General features: G+C 59.3%; 16 protein-coding genes. 9 read left to right on the plus strand and 7 right to left on the minus strand.

The genetic code is table 11. The annotated features are described in order from the left end of the window. Positions 1–14 precede the first annotated feature (14 nt). A complete protein-coding gene (locus BK659_RS12240; protein WP_123425329.1) occupies positions 15–932 on the minus strand; it encodes a LysR substrate-binding domain-containing protein in 918 nt (305 codons plus the stop codon). 211 nt (positions 933–1,143) lie between these two features. On the opposite strand from BK659_RS12240, the gene BK659_RS12245 reads away from it, so the two are divergent. Genes BK659_RS12245 through scpB form a run of 3 tightly spaced genes read left to right on the plus strand, consistent with a single transcriptional unit; the run spans position 1,144 to position 4,527 of the window. Beyond that, positions 1,144–2,439: an MFS transporter gene (locus tag BK659_RS12245; RefSeq protein WP_259740250.1), complete on the plus strand. Its 1,296-nt coding sequence runs from the start codon at positions 1,144–1,146 to the stop codon at positions 2,437–2,439. A gap of 34 nt (positions 2,440–2,473) precedes the next feature. Then, positions 2,474–3,730, plus strand: coding sequence for a CaiB/BaiF CoA transferase family protein (locus tag BK659_RS12250; protein ID WP_123425331.1), 1,257 nt, complete (start codon positions 2,474–2,476; stop codon positions 3,728–3,730). Then, the gene (scpB, locus tag BK659_RS12255) at positions 3,727–4,527 is read left to right on the plus strand and encodes a methylmalonyl-CoA decarboxylase (RefSeq protein WP_123425332.1); all 801 of its coding nucleotides are present in this window, start codon (positions 3,727–3,729) and stop codon (positions 4,525–4,527) included. The genes BK659_RS12250 and scpB overlap by 4 nt, the downstream gene beginning before the upstream one ends. 120 nt (positions 4,528–4,647) lie before the next feature. Here scpB and BK659_RS12260 read toward each other — a convergent pair whose 3' ends face one another. Both BK659_RS12260 and BK659_RS12265 read right to left on the minus strand, forming a co-directional pair. Beyond that, on the minus strand, positions 4,648–5,037 hold the full coding sequence (locus BK659_RS12260; protein WP_123425333.1) for a c-type cytochrome: 390 nt from the start codon (positions 5,035–5,037) through the stop codon (positions 4,648–4,650). Between the two features lie 262 nt (positions 5,038–5,299). Next, a complete protein-coding gene (locus BK659_RS12265) occupies positions 5,300–5,653 on the minus strand; it encodes a BON domain-containing protein (RefSeq protein WP_123425334.1) in 354 nt (117 codons plus the stop codon). A 747-nt stretch (positions 5,654–6,400) separates the two neighbouring features. Between BK659_RS12265 and BK659_RS12270 the strand changes: the two genes are divergently transcribed. Both BK659_RS12270 and BK659_RS12275 read left to right on the plus strand, forming a co-directional pair. After that, complete coding sequence (locus BK659_RS12270) at positions 6,401–6,895, plus strand: Spy/CpxP family protein refolding chaperone (protein WP_123425335.1); 495 nt, start codon at positions 6,401–6,403, stop codon at positions 6,893–6,895. 150 nt (positions 6,896–7,045) lie between these two features. Continuing rightward, complete coding sequence (locus tag BK659_RS12275) at positions 7,046–7,534, plus strand: GFA family protein (RefSeq protein ID WP_123425336.1); 489 nt, start codon at positions 7,046–7,048, stop codon at positions 7,532–7,534. A 42-nt stretch (positions 7,535–7,576) separates the two neighbouring features. Here the strand turns inward: BK659_RS12275 and BK659_RS12280 are convergent, their stop codons facing one another. Further along, positions 7,577–8,188 (minus strand): MiaE family protein, encoded by a 612-nt coding sequence (locus tag BK659_RS12280; RefSeq protein WP_123425337.1) that lies wholly within the window; start codon positions 8,186–8,188, stop codon positions 7,577–7,579. Between the two features lie 228 nt (positions 8,189–8,416). Between BK659_RS12280 and BK659_RS12285 the strand changes: the two genes are divergently transcribed. Beyond that, a complete protein-coding gene (locus BK659_RS12285) occupies positions 8,417–9,283 on the plus strand; it encodes a universal stress protein (protein WP_123425338.1) in 867 nt (288 codons plus the stop codon). Positions 9,284–9,380: 97 nt separating this feature from the next. Here BK659_RS12285 and BK659_RS12290 read toward each other — a convergent pair whose 3' ends face one another. Continuing rightward, the gene (locus BK659_RS12290; protein ID WP_123425339.1) at positions 9,381–9,857 is read right to left on the minus strand and encodes a DUF1289 domain-containing protein; all 477 of its coding nucleotides are present in this window, start codon (positions 9,855–9,857) and stop codon (positions 9,381–9,383) included. A gap of 408 nt (positions 9,858–10,265) precedes the next feature. Between BK659_RS12290 and acnB the strand changes: the two genes are divergently transcribed. Beyond that, a complete protein-coding gene (gene acnB / locus BK659_RS12295; RefSeq protein ID WP_123425340.1) occupies positions 10,266–12,866 on the plus strand; it encodes a bifunctional aconitate hydratase 2/2-methylisocitrate dehydratase in 2,601 nt (866 codons plus the stop codon). 51 nt (positions 12,867–12,917) lie between these two features. On the opposite strand, the gene BK659_RS12300 is transcribed toward acnB, so the two are convergent. Then, positions 12,918–14,585 carry a SulP family inorganic anion transporter gene (locus BK659_RS12300; RefSeq protein WP_123425558.1) on the minus strand — a complete coding sequence of 556 codons (1,668 nt, stop codon included), beginning with the start codon at positions 14,583–14,585 and terminating at the stop codon, positions 12,918–12,920. 118 nt (positions 14,586–14,703) lie between these two features. Further along, positions 14,704–15,984, minus strand: coding sequence for a serine/threonine transporter (locus tag BK659_RS12305; protein WP_123425341.1), 1,281 nt, complete (start codon positions 15,982–15,984; stop codon positions 14,704–14,706). 289 nt (positions 15,985–16,273) lie between these two features. On the opposite strand from BK659_RS12305, the gene BK659_RS12310 reads away from it, so the two are divergent. Together BK659_RS12310 and BK659_RS12315 are read left to right on the plus strand one after the other, a co-directional pair. Then, entirely contained in the window at positions 16,274–16,657 is a 384-nt protein-coding gene (locus BK659_RS12310; RefSeq protein ID WP_123425342.1) for a tautomerase family protein, read from the plus strand. A 305-nt stretch (positions 16,658–16,962) separates the two neighbouring features. Further along, positions 16,963–17,913 carry a 2-hydroxyacid dehydrogenase gene (locus tag BK659_RS12315; RefSeq protein WP_123425343.1) on the plus strand — a complete coding sequence of 317 codons (951 nt, stop codon included), beginning with the start codon at positions 16,963–16,965 and terminating at the stop codon, positions 17,911–17,913. Positions 17,914–17,927: the final 14 nt, after the last annotated feature.

Consider the following 17,927-nt stretch of genomic DNA (forward strand, 5'->3'; position numbering starts at 1 on the left):
CGCTCTGAATGTGCTCATTGTCCGTCCGCCCACCCCGGGTGCCGTCCAAACGCCTCGAACAGTTCGAAAATGGTCGCCTTGACCTTTTGCACCGCGTTGCTTTGCACGGCGGTGTCAGGCCAGCACAGAGAGAGCTCACGCGTGAACAGCCGATGATCGATCCTGGCCAGCTTGAGCTTATGCTGATCCAGTTCAACATGGGCAGCCGCCCAAGGCAGGATCGTGACACCCAGCTTTGCCAGAACGGCTGAGAACAACAAGTCCGTGGAGTTGGCTTCGAACTCGACCTCACAGTGCAGACCGGCCTCCTGCAATGCCGACTCGACTCGGCTGCGAATCGTGTTCGGTGCACTGGGCAACACCAGCGGCATCTTCGCCAGGGCGTCGATCGTCACCGGCCCATCGGGTAACGAAAATTCCGGCCACGCAATCAGGTACAGCGTTTCGGTGAGCAGTCGCTGCGAGATCATCCCACGGGTTTCGACCACATCGACATTCACCGCGAGCGCCACCCGCCCCACCGTGATCAGGCGGCCGAGATTGGCACTCGGCGCATCGATCAACTCCAGCTTGATCCCCGGATAGCGACTGCGAATCGTGCGAGCGAGCGGAATCGCCAACATGCGAGCCGTACTCGACGGCATGCCGACCGAGACCTTGCCCTGCGGGAATTCGGCGTCCTGACGCAGTAGCTCCTGGGTGCCATCGGCCTGGCGCAGCAGTTCGATGGCATGCCGGTAAAGCGTCTGCCCGGCCGCCGTGGGGACCACGCCATGCACGCTGCGCTCGAGCAGTTGCATGTCCATATCCAGTTCCAGATTGCGCATCTGCTGGCTGATGGCGGGCTGCGCAATATGCAGCGCTTCACTGGCGCGGGTGATGTTGCCGCACTCAACCACTTTGATGAAATACCGCAGCTGGCGCAGGTCCATGAGGGGGGTTTCCAAAGAACTTGACTCTATACAATATTCCGATAGGACCAAAGGAATTTCATATTTGTTGCTTATGGCATGCGCTGCCTAGACTGATTTCACAATAAACGAAGCGCTGACGGCTGCCACAGCCTCGCAGCGCCTCAATAGGCCTGATAAAGGTCAATGGGAGATCTTAATGTCTAGAGCATTAACCGCATCAGCAACGAGCGTGAAGCCGATCAAAACGCCCCTGACCCGCGAGCAGATTCGCGGCTTCTGGACCGTCTACCTGGGATGGGTGCTGGACGGCGTGGACTCGGTGATTTTCGCACTGGTCTTGATTCCCGCCCTGACCGAGTTGCTGCCCAACTCGGGCATTACCCCAACCCCCGCCAACATCGCCATGTACGGTTCCGTCTTGTTCGGGCTGTTTCTGATCGGCTGGGGCCTGTCGTTTATCTGGGGGCCGCTCGCCGACCGTTTTGGCCGGGTGAAGATGCTGGCAGCCAGCATTCTGGTCTACTCGCTGTTTACCGGGGCGGCGGCGTTCTCGGAGAACATTTGGCAGTTAGCGGCGTTTCGGCTGATTGCCGGGATCGGTGTCGGTGGCGAGTGGGCACTGGCCGGCACCTACGTGGCCGAGAGCTGGCCGGAAGACCGGCGCAAGATGGGCGCGGGCTACCTGCAAACGGGCTACTACTTCGGCTTTTTCATTGCCGCGTTGCTGAACTACACCGTCGGCGCAACCTACGGCTGGCGCGTGATGTTTCTGTGCGGCCTCGCACCGGCGGCGGTGGCGATCTACACCGCATTGAAGGTGAAAGAACCTGCCCAGACGCACAAGGCGGCGCACCACATCGAAAGTTCCCACTCGCCAACCACTTCTGTACGCACCTCGTGGTGGGAAATCTTCGCCCCGGCCTTTCGCCGCCGCACGCTGACCAGCTCTGCCCTGGTCGGGGTTGCCATCGTCGGCTTGTGGGCAGGCTCGGTTTACGAAGCGACGGCCGTCGTGACACTGGCAACCCGCGCCGGTATCGACCACGTCGGGGCGGTTCATCTGGCGTCCATTGGCGCGGCGGTGCTGTCGCTCAGCACCATCCTCGGCTGCCTCGTCGCGCCCTGGCTGGCCGAACGGCTTGGGCGACGGGTTGCGCTGGGCATCTACTTCGCCGGCATGGCCACGTCGATTGTGTTCGCGTTCGGCTGGGTGTTCTACATGGACGACGGCCTGCATCTGTTCATGGTGTCGCTGGTGTTTCTTGGCTTCTTCGGCGGCAACTTCGCGATTTTCTCACTCTGGCTGCCCGAGCAATATCCAACCCGGATCCGCGCCACAGCCTTCGCCTTCAATGCCTCGGTCGGCCGCTTCATCGGCGCAGGCGTCAACTTCCTGCTGGCCGCGGCGATCCACTGGCACGGCTCGCTGGGCGCACCGATCGCCTGGACCGCCGCAGCTTTCGTGGCCGGCATTCTGATCCTGCCGTTTGCCGTCGAAACCCGTAATCAGCCGTTGCCGCAATAAAACAGCAGCGCTCAAACATTCACAGGAGAACCGTATGCAAGCTTTGCAAGGCGTGAAGATCGTCGACCTGAGCCGTGCGCTGTCGGGGCCGTTCTGCACCATGGTGCTGGCGGATCTCGGCGCCGATGTGATCAAGATCGAGCCCGGCCCGACCGGCGACATGAGCCGGACCTGGGGCCCGTTCGACCGGGGCGTGAGCACCTACTATCTGTCGTGCAATCGCAATAAACGCGGCATGTGCATCGACTTCCGCAATCCCCAGGGATTGGCCACGATCCGGCGGCTGATCGATGATGCCGACGTGGTGATCGAAAACTTCAAACCCGGCACCCTCGATAGCATGGGGCTCAGCTATGAGGTGCTCAGCGCACGCAATCCGCGGCTGATCATGGGCAGCATCAACGCCTTTGGCAGCGACGGGCCGATGAGCAGTTGGCCGGGGTTCGACCAGATCGCCCAGGGCTACTCGGGGCTGATGAGCCTGACGGGGTTCGTCGATGGCGATCCGACCCGCACCGGCACGGCCATCGGCGACCTGACCTCGGGCATGTGGCTGGTGACGGCGGTATTGGCCGCCCTGCTGGAGCGCGAACGCACCGGGCACGGCCAGCACGTCAGCACCTCGTTGCTGGCCAGCCTGGTCGGGCTGCTAAGCGTGCACGGTCAACGCTACCTCAGCCTCGGCGATGTCCCCCGCCGCACCGGCAACGCCCATTCCGTCATTGCGCCTTACGGGGTGTTCCAGACGCTGGATGGCCCGCTCAATCTGGCGCCGATCACCTCGGCCATGTGGGGACGTTTATGCACGCTGCTCGATTTACCGACACTGCCCGACGACCCGCGCTTCGCGACCAATGAAGCCCGGGTCGAGCGACGTGACGAGTTGAAAGCTATTCTGGAAAGCCGCTTGAAAACCCGCAGCAAACGCGCATGGACCGAGCTGTTCATCGAGGCCGGTTTGCCCGCCGGCCCGATCAATACACTCGACGAAGTGTTCGACGACCCGCAAGTGCTGCATAGCCAACTGACCAGGACACTCACGCACCCGACACTCGGCGCACTGCGTCAGGTAGTGACCCCCGTGTTCAGCGCCACCGACGCAGATGAACCTGCGCCTGGCGTCAGCCAGCGACCACCGCCGCTGCTCGGTGAACACACCCTTGAAGTGCTGCGCGAGGCCGGTTTCGACGCTGCGTCGATCGACGCACTGCTGGCCGCGAAGGCCGTGTACCAGGACACCAACGATTCGCCAGCAATGGCTACCGAGCAATCAACAGGAACCGCCCAATGACCCCGACACAAACCTCTTCCGCCGCCGTGACCGTCAACATTGTCGATGAACGAATCGGTCGGCTGGTCTTCAGCAACCCCACCCACCGCAACGCCCTCAGCGCACAACTGCTGACCGCCCTCGACGAAAGCCTCGCCGCACTGGCGTCACAACGCATACCGGTGGTGATACTCGGCAGCGAAGTCGGCCAGCCCGTCTGGAGCGCCGGCCACGACATCCGCGAACTGCAACACGACCACGATCCGATTGCCTACGGCAAGCCACTCGAAAAAGTGTTGCGCCGCATCCGCGCCTACCCCGGCGTGGTGATTGCCATGGTCTCCGGCTCAGTGTGGGGCGGTGCGGTCGACCTGGTGATGAGTTGCGACCTGGTCGTCGCCGATCGCAACGCGAGCTTTTCGATGACACCGGCAAACATCGGTTTGCCCTACACAACCAGTGGGCTGCTGCGCTTCTTCAACAACCTGCCGATTCACGTACTGAAGGAAATGTTTTTCGGTGCGCAGAAGCTCGATGCAGAGCGTGCTGAACGCTTCGGTGTGGTGAACAGACTGGTCGACAGCGACGCGCTGGAGGTAACTGCGCTTGAACTGGCACGCACGATTGCCGGCAAAGCGCCGCTGGCCATTGCGGCGGTCAAGGAGCAGTTGCGCATCCTTGAAGACCTGCAACCGATGCCCGTCCAGGCGATGGAACAGATCGCAGAACTGCGTCGGCAGGCGTGTGAGAGCAGCGACTTCGATGAGGGACTGGCGGCATTTGCCGAGCGTAGGCCAGCGGTGTTTTGCGGCAAGTAGAAGACCAACGTCTCACGGTTGAATCCACAGTTGTAAACGGACAGTGGAGTGAATGAAAACGGGCGCCTTTTAAGGCGCCCGTTTTGTTCAGTCATTGCTGAACTGACGATGAGGTACAGATTACTGCGGCTGAAATGTCTGAAGGTAAGCCAACAGGTTTTCGATCTTTTCCGGATCGCTGATACCCCAGAAAATCATGCGGGTTCCGGGTACCACTTTTTTTGGATCTTCGATGTACGCGGCCAGTGTTTCGCGGGTCCAGACGACGCCCGATGATTTCATCGAGGAAGAGTACTGGTAGTCCGTCGTGCTCCCGGCACGGCGTCCGAAAATGGCATTGAGCTGCGGCCCAAAAGAACCCCGTGCTGAAACGCCTGTTTGATGGCACCCGCCGCAAATTCGGTTAAACAGTTTCTGACCTGCTTCAGCATCGCCGGCCGCTTCTGCTTGCGTGCTCAACAACCCTGCGTTAAGCACTAAGGCAAAGGTCAGTACTGCGGATTTCATCATGTTCTGCTCCAAATCGGCCGTTGCTTATAGCAAAAGCTGGCAGCTATTTCATCATGACAAGCTTCTACACCGAAGCCTCAGTGAGGCTATTCAGGTTCATTCCGAGGGGAAGAAGAACTATCTGCTCGGCACCCGCAGACAGCCGAGTAAGTGAAAACGAGCGCCTTGTACTTTTGCATGAGCGCAGAGCCTTTCGATCAAACGCTCCGCGCCCCGCTCCCGTTTCCCAACCAGGAGCGCGGCGCTCACACGGTTGTCAGCATCATTTGTCATCCATCTTTTTTTCCGACGATGGCGGCCGATACTCGGTGTTCTCTTCAGCGTTGGGTGCTTCAGGGAGATGCCCTGGAGTGAACACATGAGTCAGCAGGTCTTTGGCATCGATTTCGTTGACGCCATTCACCGAACGGGCGAGTTCTACCACCCGTTCACACTCTTTATGGGTGTTAACGCGGCCGCTCAACGCCACTGTACCGGCATGGGTTTTGACATTGACATGCAGACCGAGAGTCGGTTCTGAAAAGGCCAGAGCCGACTTCACCCGGGTTGTAATCCACGCGTCGTGAACAGCGACTCCCAGATCATGAGAGTAATGCTGGAAGGAGTGAGTTTTCATAGCTGGACCCTCTCTCGTGTCATCAACAGGTTAATTATAGTGCGGCCGTTGCGTGAGGTCAGAGCGCTGTCCCCCAGCACGTCTGCGTCAGTCGCTCTGTGCCGGGCGCAGAGTGCGCTACCGAACAGACCCGCGCGGGCAGCGGAGTTAACGTGGCGTGAGGTAGATCACTGCCAAATCAGGACGGTGCGATCCTCCTGCTCATCCAGTGGACGGTGGGGTTCAGTGATTCCCTCATTCAAGGAGGCACGACTCATGACTCAGCATTCGCAAATACCTTTATATCGACGACTGGCAGTAATGCTCGTCGCTGTTATGGCGACAGCCGCAGCGCTACCGGCACAAGCGCAGCACGACCAACGCGAGGGCTATGGCCGGCAGGTTTACCATCGCGACTATCGTGGTGGCCATGATAATCGTGATAGCCATCGTGACTATCGCGGCGGCCGTGGCGGTGACTATCGCGGTGGTGACAACGGCGACTTGGGCGCGATACTCATTGGCGCAGTAGTGGGAGCCGTGGCCGCGGGTGCGGTACGGGCGCCGCCCGCCGTGATTTACCGGGAAGCACCTCCGCCGCCACCACCGGGGGTCAGGTACTACTATCCCAACACGTACAACTCCAATGGATATCCTCCACCCGGCTATTAAGCTCCCTAGCCGCATGAAACCCGAGCGACCGCCGCTCGCACTGATATATCCCCTGCAACGGTCGTCAATTCGACAACTCAATCCGGATATAAAGACATGAACAACTTCGTACTTAAAGCGGCTATGCCGGCAGCGTTGATGCTGGCATTCCTCACCACTTCTGTCTCGGCACAGACGACGGCAGCGAGCAGTCCTGGCGCACCGTCACAGACGGCTGCCACTCATGCCAAAAAGCACATGGACGTTGTAGATAAGAGGATCAAAGAACTGCACGCCAAGCTGAAAATCACCGACAAGCAGTCAACTCAATGGGATGCCTATGCGCAAACCATACGCGACAACGCTCACAACGCCGATACAGCCTTTCTGGAGCGTGCGGAAAAGCTGCCAGCGTTGAGTGCCGATGACGCGATGATGTCCTATGCCAAATTAGCCCAATTGCACGCGGACAATATGCAGAAGCTTGCAACCGCGTTTAGCGCTCTGTATGGCACGTTTTCCGACGTTCAGAAAAAAAACGCCGACAAGCTGTTCCGCAATGAACAGGAAAAACGCGAGGACCGGCTCGAGGCAGCAAAAAAAACCCATTAAAAGGCCAGAATCCTCAACCAGGCGAACCGGCCGCTGCAGGCTCGGTTCGCCTTGGAGCGCAGCGACCCGCAGAGGCTGACACCTAGGACTGAAATATGGCTGAACAGCTACGCTGTTCCGGGAGATCCGCAGACCTGTTGGAGGTCTCCCATGCAACTCGAAGGTTCCTGCCATTGCGGCGCGGTGTCGTTCAGTCTGAGCAGTGCCCACCCCTACCCTTATCAACGCTGTTACTGCTCGATCTGCCGCAAGACCCAGGGCGCGGGCGGCTATGCGATCAACCTCGGCGGCAAGGCGAACAGCCTGAAAGTCCGTGGTCGTAAACACATCTCGATCTATCACGCCCGCCTCAAGGATGACGGTGCCCGACGTGCCCACAGCAGCAGCGCCGAACGGCACTTCTGCTCGCTCTGCGGCACTGGCTTGTGGCTGTTCAGCCCTGAATGGCCCGAGTTGATTCACCCCTTCGCTTCGGCCATCGACACCCCGCTGCCGGTGCCGCCGGAACATACGCACCTGATGCTCGGTTCAAAAGCCCCGTGGGTCGAAGTCGAGGCACATCCCAAGGATCAGCTGTTCGAGGTCTACCCGGAAGAATCCATTGCCGAGTGGCACGAACGGCTGGGGCTGGCCCGTTAACAGTCTTTGACAGTTTCGCGTTGACAATTTGCCTGTTTTCTTTCACAGACCTGCAGCAGGCACACCACTGTGGAAACGGAACTCGACGTCCGGGGACTCGATCAGCTCTTGCTCGGCGGCACGCACCTTGTCGATCACCTGCGCGATGTCCTTGGCGTCGCCGTACTGGTAAGCCAGCTTCAGGTACCCCTGGAAATGCCGCGCCTCGCTTTTCAGCAGGCCGAAGTAGAACTTGCCCAGTTCTTCATCCAGGTGCGGCACCAGGGCTTCGAAACGCTCGCAACTGCGCGCCTCGATAAATGCCCCGACCACCAGCGTGTCCACCAGTTTTACCGGCTCGTGGCTGCGCACCACTTTGCGCAAACCCGAAGCGTAACGACCGGCGGACAGCTGGCGCAGTTCGATCTTGCGCTTTTTCATCAGGCGCATGACTTGTTCGTGATGCACCAGTTCTTCCCGGGCCAGACGCGACATCAAATTGATCAGGTCGACGTGCGAGTGGTACTTGGCGATCAGGCTGAGCGCGGTGCTGGCGGCCTTGAACTCGCAGTTCTTGTGGTCGATCAGCAGGGTTTCCTGGTCGGCCAATGCGGCCTGAACCCAGCCGTCAGGCGTGCGGCAGCCAAGGAACTGATGAATCTCAGGAAGGATCATTGGCTCACTTCCGACAGTTCAACAGGACCATTGGGCAGGACGGCAAGGATTTCAGGGTTCAGTAACATGAGGCTCACGGGCAATAGGTTCACAGCGAAGGGCGCCGATTATACTTGCCTGCCGGCAGACCACCAGTCGCCGCACTTGATATGCATCAAGACCCGGATTCGCGACCAGCAACTATAGTTGTGCAACGACGTGTTTTCTCATTCATCGGAGATTCCGACCATGCAAGCCATCCGCAGCATCCTGGTGGTCATTGAGCCCTCGCCCAACGAAAGCCTGGCCCTCAAACGCGCCAAGCTGATCGCCGGGGTGACTCAGGCGCATCTGCACTTGTTGATCTGCGATAAAGAGCACGATCACTCGGCGCTGTTGAGCGTGCTCAAGGCCAGCCTGCTGGAAGACGGTCATAGCGTCACCACCGAGCAAGCGTGGAACAAAAGCCTGCATGAAACCATCATCGATGTGCAGCAGGCTGAAGGTTGCGGGCTGGTGGTCAAGCAACACTTTCACGACAACCCGTTGAAAAAAGCCCTGCTGACCCCGGAAGACTGGAAGCTGATGCGTCAGTGCCCTAGTCCGGTGTTACTGGTGAAAACCTCGAAATCCTGGGCCGGCGGGACGATTCTGGCGGCCATCGACGTGGGCAACAGCGATCCTGAACACCGCGTGCTGCATGCCAGCATTGTCGATCATGGCTTCGACATCGCCCACTTGGCCAAAGCCCAGCTGCATGTCATCAGCGCCCATCCGTCGCCGATGCTCTCGGCGGCCGACCCGGTTTTCCAGCTCAAGGAAACCATCGAAGCCCGCTACCGCGAGCAATGCAAGGCGTTCCAGGCCGAGTTCGACATCGACGACGACCACCTGCATATCGAAGAAGGCCCGGCCGATGTGCTGATTCCCCACGTTGCACATAAATTGCAGGCATCGGTAACCGTCATCGGCACCGTGGCGCGTACCGGGTTCTCAGGCGCGTTGATCGGTAATACAGCGGAAGTGGTGCTCGATTCGCTGGAAAGCGATGTGCTGGTGCTCAAGCCACAGGAAATCATGGATCACCTGGAGGAATTGGTGACCAGCGGCAAATAAGGCGCCTGATGGATCGCCATCGCGAGCAAGCTCGCTCCCACAGTTGATCTGTGTCGTTCACAAATCCAGTGTGGGAGCGAGCTTGCTCGCGATGCTTTTAAGCGCCGGGCGCCAAGGCATCCTTAAGGAAGCCCGGCGCGATGTAGCGCTGGTAATGCGCCTCCGACAGCAGGAAAAATTCCCGATCGATGGCGTCGCGCAACTCCGGCAAATTCCAGTCACGAAACTCCGGCAGCAACACCATCCCATAGGCTTCCAGATTGTTGATCACCCGCGCGCCCCTGGCGATCAACTGATACGCCCAGCAATATTCCGACTGATGGGGCACAAAGCGGATTTTTCGCTGCACCAGTTGCTCACGCAGGCGCGCGGGATCGAAAATTTCGAGTTTCCCGGCCATCACTTGCACCAACAGCTGCTCAAGACGCAGCCAGACGGCGCGCTTTTCTTCCTCGTTGTAACCGTTCCAGTGAATCACTTCATGGTGGAAACGCTTGCAGCCGCGGCACACCAGATCACCGTAAACAGTGGAACAGAGGCCGACGCAGGGAGTCTTGATGGTTTGATTGGGCATAGGTAGGCAGAACGCGAGAAAGCAAAACAGGTTGGCATGTTAGCCCTTTGTCTAACATTCATCACCCCTCAAAGTTCAGGGCCTAACTTACCTTTAATTTTTTTTTGCCGTAGAATCAGCCAGCCTTTTAAGGCGCCAATGTCCGTTAGAAGCTGTTTTCAAAGCGTCACGAGCACAGTCGTTCCTTCAGAGCGGTGTTGGCGAAGGGTTTTTCCAGCGGGGAAAAGCCCAACGCCAACCCTCATCAGCTCCCCGTTCTGCAGGCGTAAAACTTTGAAAGCAGCTTCTGTAAGGAATTGCCGGTAATTCTGGCTAAGCGGCCCACAACGCCACGCAGCGCATGAGTACGGCAATTTCGGGATGAGCGTCCCGGACACCCATTTGGGACCACTGATGAGGGTAATAACTGTGCTTGAAGCCTACCGCAAACATATCGAAGAGCGCGCAGCACTGGGTATCGTTCCCCAGCCGCTTAACGCCGAACAAACTGCAGGCCTGGTCGAGCTGCTGAAGAATCCCCCGGCTGGCGAAGAAGCTTTCCTCGTTGACCTGATCACCAATCGCGTTCCGCCTGGCGTGGACGAAGCAGCCTATGTAAAGGCCGGCTTCCTGTCTGCGTTGGCCAAAGGCGAAGCCACTTCCCCTCTGATCGACAAAAAGCGCGCTGTTGAACTGCTTGGCACCATGCAAGGCGGCTACAACATCGTGACGCTGGTTGACCTGCTCGACTCCGCCGAACTGGCTCCAGTCGCTGCCGTGCAACTCAAGCACACCCTGCTGATGTTCGATGCTTTCCACGACGTCGCGGAAAAAGCCAAGAACGGCAACGTTCACGCTCAAGGCGTACTGCAATCCTGGGCTGACGGCGAGTGGTTCAAGAACCGCCCGGTTCTGGCCGACAAGATCAGCCTGCGCGTGTTCAAGGTCACCGGCGAAACCAACACCGACGACCTGTCCCCTGCTCCTGATGCCTGGTCGCGTCCAGACATCCCGCTGCACGCCCTGGCCATGCTGAAAATGGCCCGCGACGGTATCGTGCCGGACGAGCAAGGCGTCACCGGTCCGATGAAGCAGATCGAAACCATGCGCGGTGAAGGCTTCCCTATCGCCTACGTCGGCGACGTAGTGGGTACCGGTTCTTCGCGTAAATCGGCGACCAACTCGGTGCTGTGGTTCTTCGGCGACGACGTTCCTTACGTGCCGAACAAGCGTGCTGGCGGTTTCTGCTTCGGCAGCAAAATCGCTCCGATCTTCTACAACACCATGGAAGATGCCGGCGCACTGCCAATCGAATTCGACGTCACCAACATGAACATGGGCGACGTGATCGACCTGTACCCTCATGCCGGTAAAGTCACCAAGCACAACAGCGACGAAATCCTGACCACCTTCGAAATGAAGACCCCGGTCCTGCTCGACGAAGTCCGTGCTGGCGGTCGTATCCCGCTGATCATCGGCCGTGGCCTGACCGAGAAGGCGCGTGCCGAACTGGGTCTGCCACCGTCCGACCTGTTCAAGAAGCCGGAAGCTCCGGCTGAAAGCACCAAGGGTTTCACCCTGGCGCAGAAAATGGTCGGTAAGGCTTGCGGCGTAGTTGGCGTTCGTCCAGGTACTTACTGCGAACCGAAAATGACCACCGTCGGTTCCCAGGACACCACTGGCCCGATGACCCGTGACGAACTGAAAGACCTGGCATGCCTGGGCTTCTCGACCGATCTGGTCATGCAGTCTTTCTGCCACACCGCGGCCTATCCAAAGCCGATCGACGTCACCACTCACCACACCCTGCCAGACTTCATCATGACCCGCGGCGGCGTTTCCCTGCGTCCGGGCGACGGCATCATCCACAGCTGGCTGAACCGCATGCTGCTGCCGGACACCGTCGGTACCGGTGGTGACTCGCACACCCGTTTCCCGATGGGCATCTCGTTCCCGGCCGGTTCCGGTCTGGTCGCGTTCGCCGCAGCCACTGGCGTGATGCCACTGGACATGCCGGAATCGATCCTGGTGCGCTTCAAAGGCAAAATGCAACCGGGCGTCACCCTGCGTGACCTGGTTCACGCCATTCCTTACTACGCGATCCAGGCTGGCCTGCTGACCGTAGAGAAGAAAGGCAAGAAGAACGCCTTCTCTGGCCGCATCCTGGAAATCGAAGGCCTGGACAACCTGAGCATCGAACAAGCCTTCGAGCTGTCCGACGCCTCGGCCGAACGTTCGGCTGCCGGTTGCACCATCAAGCTGTCGAAAGAGTCGATCACCGAGTACCTGAGCTCCAACATCACCCTGCTGCGCTGGATGATCGGCGAAGGCTACGGCGATGCGCGTACTCTGGAACGTCGTGCTCAAGCGATGGAAGCCTGGATCGCCAACCCTGAGCTGATGGTTGCCGATGCTGACGCCGAATACGCTGAAACCATCGAGATCGACCTGGCCGACATCAAAGAGCCGGTGCTCTGCGCGCCGAACGATCCGGACGACGCCCGTCTGCTGTCCAGCGTTGCTGGCGAGAAGATCGACGAAGTGTTCATCGGTTCGTGCATGACCAACATCGGTCACTTCCGCGCTGCCGGTAAACTGCTGGATCAGGTCAAGGGTCAGCTGCCAACCCGTCTTTGGCTGTCGCCGCCGACCAAGATGGACGCTCACCAACTGACCGAAGAAGGCTACTACGGCATCTACGGCAAGGCTGGCGCGCGCATGGAAATGCCGGGCTGCTCGCTGTGCATGGGTAACCAGGCTCGCGTTGAGCCGAACTCCACCGTGGTCTCGACGTCGACCCGTAACTTCCCGAACCGTCTGGGCGATGGTGCCAACGTCTACCTGGCTTCGGCCGAGCTGGCGTCGGTGGCCTCGATCCTGGGTCGCCTGCCGACCGTCGAGGAGTACATGGCCTACGCGAAAGAAATCGACACCATGGCCAGCGATGTCTATCGCTACCTGAGTTTCGACCAGATCGCCGAGTTCCGTGAAGCTGCAGCGAACGCCAACATCCCGGTCGTTCAAGCCTAACGTTACAACGCCATAGAAAACGCCGTGCATCGTAAGGTGCGCGGCGTTTTTTTATGCCGGAAGGTTTTGCCCTGGATCATTGAGCGCCAGCTGTACCGCGCCATCCACACTCAAGCCACAGAGAACGACTTGCGAACGCTCAGCCTCAGGCAACGCCGACAATACCGTTTGAGCCTCGTCCTTGAGCCGTGCCAGCAGCAACCGTTTGCCTTCAATGCGTACTCGCAGAAAGAACTCCTCCAACGCCTCGATACTGGTGCCATCCAGGTCTGGCGACTCTTCCAGGCTGAGAATCACCGTGTGAATCGGCGTTTCAGAGTGTCGAATCAAGCGTAATGCGCCCCCGAGAATTCGCTCCACGTTAGCAAAGAACAACGCCTCGCTCGGTCGCACAATCAACATCCCCGGCACTGCCTTGGCCAATGGATGACGTTGTACGTCGACAAAGTCGTGTCCGGTGCCGATGTGCCCGAGAATCTGGATATCCGCCGCCGACATCTGCTTGAGCATCAGCAGCACACTGATCGCCACCGCCACCAGCAAACCGTCCAGCACCCCCAACACCAACACGGCCGCCACGGCGCAGATCACCAGCAGGCGATCGCGTCGCCAGATGAAATAGCGCCCCAACGGTTGCAGGCTCAAGCCGCGAGCCAGCGCATGGGTGACGATCGCGGCCAGTATCGGCTCAGGGGTCAAGGCAATATAAGGCAGCACCGTCAGGACGATGATCAACACCACCAATGCCGCCACGCCACCGGCCAAGCGTGAAGTCGCGCCGGCTGCCTCATTCGCGGAAGTCGCGGAATACCCCGCCCCTGCCGGCATCCCGTGAAACAGTCCGGACAGCAGGTTCGACGCCCCGAGCGCCAGCAGATCCCGGTTCGAGGACACCCGATCACCATGTTTGAGTGCGAAGGAGCTGATCGAGCCGTAGGACTCTGCATACAGGATCATCACCATGGCAAAGCCCAGCTCCCCCAGGCGCAACCAATCGGCAAAGGGCAACACCGGCAGCTTCGGAACCTCCAGGCCGAGGTCGATCACCCCGATCAGCCTGACCCCATAGGCCGGCAAGTTCAGCCATTGTCCCGCCACGATGCCGATCACCACCACCAGCAACCCACCCGGCAAGCGCCGGAACCGCCCAAACAACCACAACAATGCCAACGCCACTACGGCCACACCGGCGGCGGCCCAGTTCCACTGCGGCAGTTGCTCCAGCAACTGCGGCAAAAAGCGAATCACGTTGCCGTCGCTCAGGTGCACCCCGACCACGCTGGCGAGTTGTTTAAGGATGATGGTCAGCGCCAGGCCAAAGGCAAAGCCGCGCAATACCGGCTTGGCGATAAACGACGTCACGCTGCCGAGCTTGAACAACCCGGCCAGCAAAAAGAACGCGCCTGTGACCAGAACCAGCCCGATGGCCAGGCTCGCGCGCAGTTGCGGATCGCCATTGGCCAGCGTCGCGGTGGCGGCGGCCAGCACGGCGGCTGACGAAGAAGTCGCGGAAACAATGGCAAACCGGCTGGTGCCAAACAGTCCATAGCAGAGTAACCCGGCGAACAGGGCGATCACCCCCGCCTGCGGCGCCAGGGCAGCGATACTCGAATAGGCGACAGCCTCGGGCAGCAGCAATCCGGCAATCGATAACCCGGCCAACAGGTCCTGCCAGCGATTGGGTTGCTCGACAGGATTTGGGGGTGAGACGTTCGGCAATCCAATGTCTCCGATCAACGGGCGAAAAAAAAGCTGCTGCACGTATCACGCACAGCAGCCACTGTAGCTGTCAATCCGGCACTGCGCGAGCAGGCCGGAATCTTTTGACCTTCGCCTATCAAGCGGTCAGCGAATAAATCAACGCCGAAATCGCCACCAGGCCCACCAGCGTCACGAAGACGTTGGAGGCCTGGCCGCGATAACGCGCCATCGCAGGCACCTTGCGGATCGCGTACATCGGCATCAGGAACAGAATCGACGCGATAACCGGGCCACCGAGGGTCTCGATCATCCCCAAAATGCTCGGGTTCAGCGTGGCGACGATCCAGCAGACCACCAGCATGAACGCTGCGGTCATACGGTCCAGGGTCTTCGGTGTCGGGCGACGACCGCTCTTGACGATCAAACCCTTGAGGCCTTCGCTGGCGCCGATGTAGTGCCCCAGAAACGACTTGGAAATGGCCACGAACGCAATCAACGGCGCGGCGAACGCGATCGTCGGGTTGCTGAAGTGGTTGGCCAGGTACGACAGGATCGACAGGTTCTGCGCCTTGGCCTCGGCCAGTTGCTCTGGCGACAGGGTCAGCACACAACTGAAGACGAAGAACAGCACCATCACCACCATCAAGGCGTGAGCGCGGGACAGGATTTGCGAGCTGCGCTCTTCTGCATGCACGCCATAACGACGCTTCTGGTCCACCGCAAACGCCGAGATGATCGGCGAGTGGTTGAACGAGAACACCATCACCGGAATCGCCAGCCACAAGGTGTGCAGCAGCGCCGACGGCTCAGGCAAAGTGCTGGCGGTGGCGAGAATACCGCCGTTCCAGTGCGGAATCAGGAACACCGCCAGAAACAGCAGCGCCACGATGAACGGGTACACCATCAGGCTCATGGCCTTGACGATCATCTGCTCGCCGCAACGCACCACGGCCAGCAGCCCAAGAATCAGCACTAACGACAGAATCGCCCGTGGCGGCGGCATGATGTGCAACTGATGCTCGAGGAAACTGCCCACGGTGTTGGTCAGGGCGACGCTATAGATCAGCAGGATCGGGAAGATCGCGAAGAAGTACAGCAAGGTGATCAGGGCGCCGGCCTTGATCCCGAAATGCTCTTCGACGACCTCGGTGATGTCTGCCCCCGCACGACCCGATAACACGAAGCAGGTCAGGCCACGGTGTGCGTAAAAGGTCATTGGGAATGCCAGCAACGCCAGAATCAACAGCGGCCAGAAACCGCCAAGACCTGCGTTGATTGGCAAAAACAGGGTACCCGCACCAATCGCCGTGCCAAACAGGCCCAGCATCCAGGTGGTGTCATGGCGATTCCAGCTGCTGAGGCTCGCTGGTGCCGCCGCTTCATAGCGTTCATCAACGCTATTGGCCTGATCATTCATCCGGTCAGATCTCCGCATTCCGGTCACTTGCCACTCGGTCAGGACGAGTCAGAAAAAGCTGACAGGCAGCGCCCTGGCCGAAACAGGGGCGCGATTGTCCGGGATTAATGAGCAGAAGCAAAGACTTAGCTGAGGAGTGGTTATGCGGATCAGATGCTCGGCAATGGCTTTGAACACCACAACCCACAAAAACCAGCGCCTGGGCGCGAAAAATCCGAAAAAGCTGCTTGAATCAATGTTTTAACGAAGCCACTCAATCTGCCTGGCTACAACCTGACGGAGTGATGCCATGCCACTCGTTCGTGTCGACATCAAAAAACACCAGAACCCGACCTTCGCCAAACGCGTTGGCGAGCTCATCTATGCCGCCATGCGCAGCGCCATCGGCGTCCCTGAGCACGATAATTTTCAAATCCTTGCCGAACATGACGAGCTGCACTTCATCTTTGATCCGGTCTACCTGGGCATCAACCGCAGCGACAATCTGGTCATCATCCAGATCAGCCTGAATGAAGGCCGTACCCTGGAGCAGAAGAAACTGCTCTACAAGACCATTGCCGAAAGTCTCAACACGGAGTTGGCGGTTCGTCTGGAAGATGTCTTCATCAATCTGGTGGAGGTCAAGAAAGAGAACTGGTCGTTCGGCAACGGGGTCGCTCAATACGCGAGCTGAGCACACTCAAGAAGCTTCTTATGACTTCATTGACATGCTTCCTGAACCCACAGCATTCGCCAAAATAGTGAACACAGCGGACGCCAGGTTCTGATGCGTTGAAAAGATCGCAGCCTTCGGCAGCTCCTACAGGATCACAATCGTTGCGGCGAACGTGGTCAATGTAGGAGCTGCCGAAGGCTCGGGCCGCGTTCGGACGATCCTTTGATCTTGCTTCTATTATTGGAGATTGCCAAACCGCTCTGTAGTCAGCAATCTGAACCGACATTCGAGCCCCGACATTCCGATGCCTTCAGGAGCCCAGCATGCCTACAACCGTCCTGGTACTGGTTGAAACGATCAACGACTACCTGCCGATCCTCGAGCATCAAGGCTTCCACCTGATTCTCGCCCCTACTCCCGTCGAACGCGCCCAAGCCATCGCCACTTATGGCGGACAAATCGATGCGGTGCTGACGCGTGGGCCACTGGGGTTGTGCGCCGAAGAAATCGCTGCGCTACCGAACCTGAAAATCATCTGCGTAATCGGCGCCGGCTACGAGCAGGTCAATTTGCAAGCCGCCAGCGACCGGGGCATTACCGTCACCAATGGCGCCGGCGTAAACGCCTCGTCGGTGGCCGATCATACGATGGCTTTGTTGCTGTCGTTGGTGCGTGACATCCCTCGGTGCGACGCGGCGGTGCGACGCGGTGAATGGCCGAAGATCATGCGCCCGTCACTGGCCGGCAAACGCATAGGCATTCTGGGCCTCGGTGCCGTCGGCATGGCCGTCGCCAAACGCGCCGCCAATGGCTTCGACATGACGGTGAGCTACCACAGCCGCCAGTTGCTCAGTGATGTGCCCTACGACTTTTGCTCGACGCCCACCGAGCTGGCTCGGGCCTCTGACTTTCTGATCGTTTGCACACCGGGCGGCATCGGCACACAGCATCTGGTCAACAAGCAGGTGCTGGATGCATTGGGGCCCCACGGTTTTATCGTCAACATTGCCCGCGCCAGCGTGGTTGCCACCAGCGATCTGATTTCCGCGCTTGAGCAACGGCGGATCGCCGGTGCCGCACTCGATGTATTCGATGCAGAGCCTCAGGTGCCGGATGCGCTCAAGGCATTGAGCAACGTGATCCTCACACCTCACGTGGCCGGCCTGTCACCGGAAGCAACCCGGGGAACCGTTGAATTGGTCGGGCAGAACCTGATGGCGTTTTTCTCCGATCGTCCGGTGTTGACGCCGGTCAAGTTACCCGAGCCGCTCTGAGAGAACATGGCGGG

This window comes from Pseudomonas brassicacearum (assembly GCF_003732225.1).
GTDB classification, from domain to species: domain Bacteria; phylum Pseudomonadota; class Gammaproteobacteria; order Pseudomonadales; family Pseudomonadaceae; genus Aquipseudomonas; species Aquipseudomonas brassicacearum_E.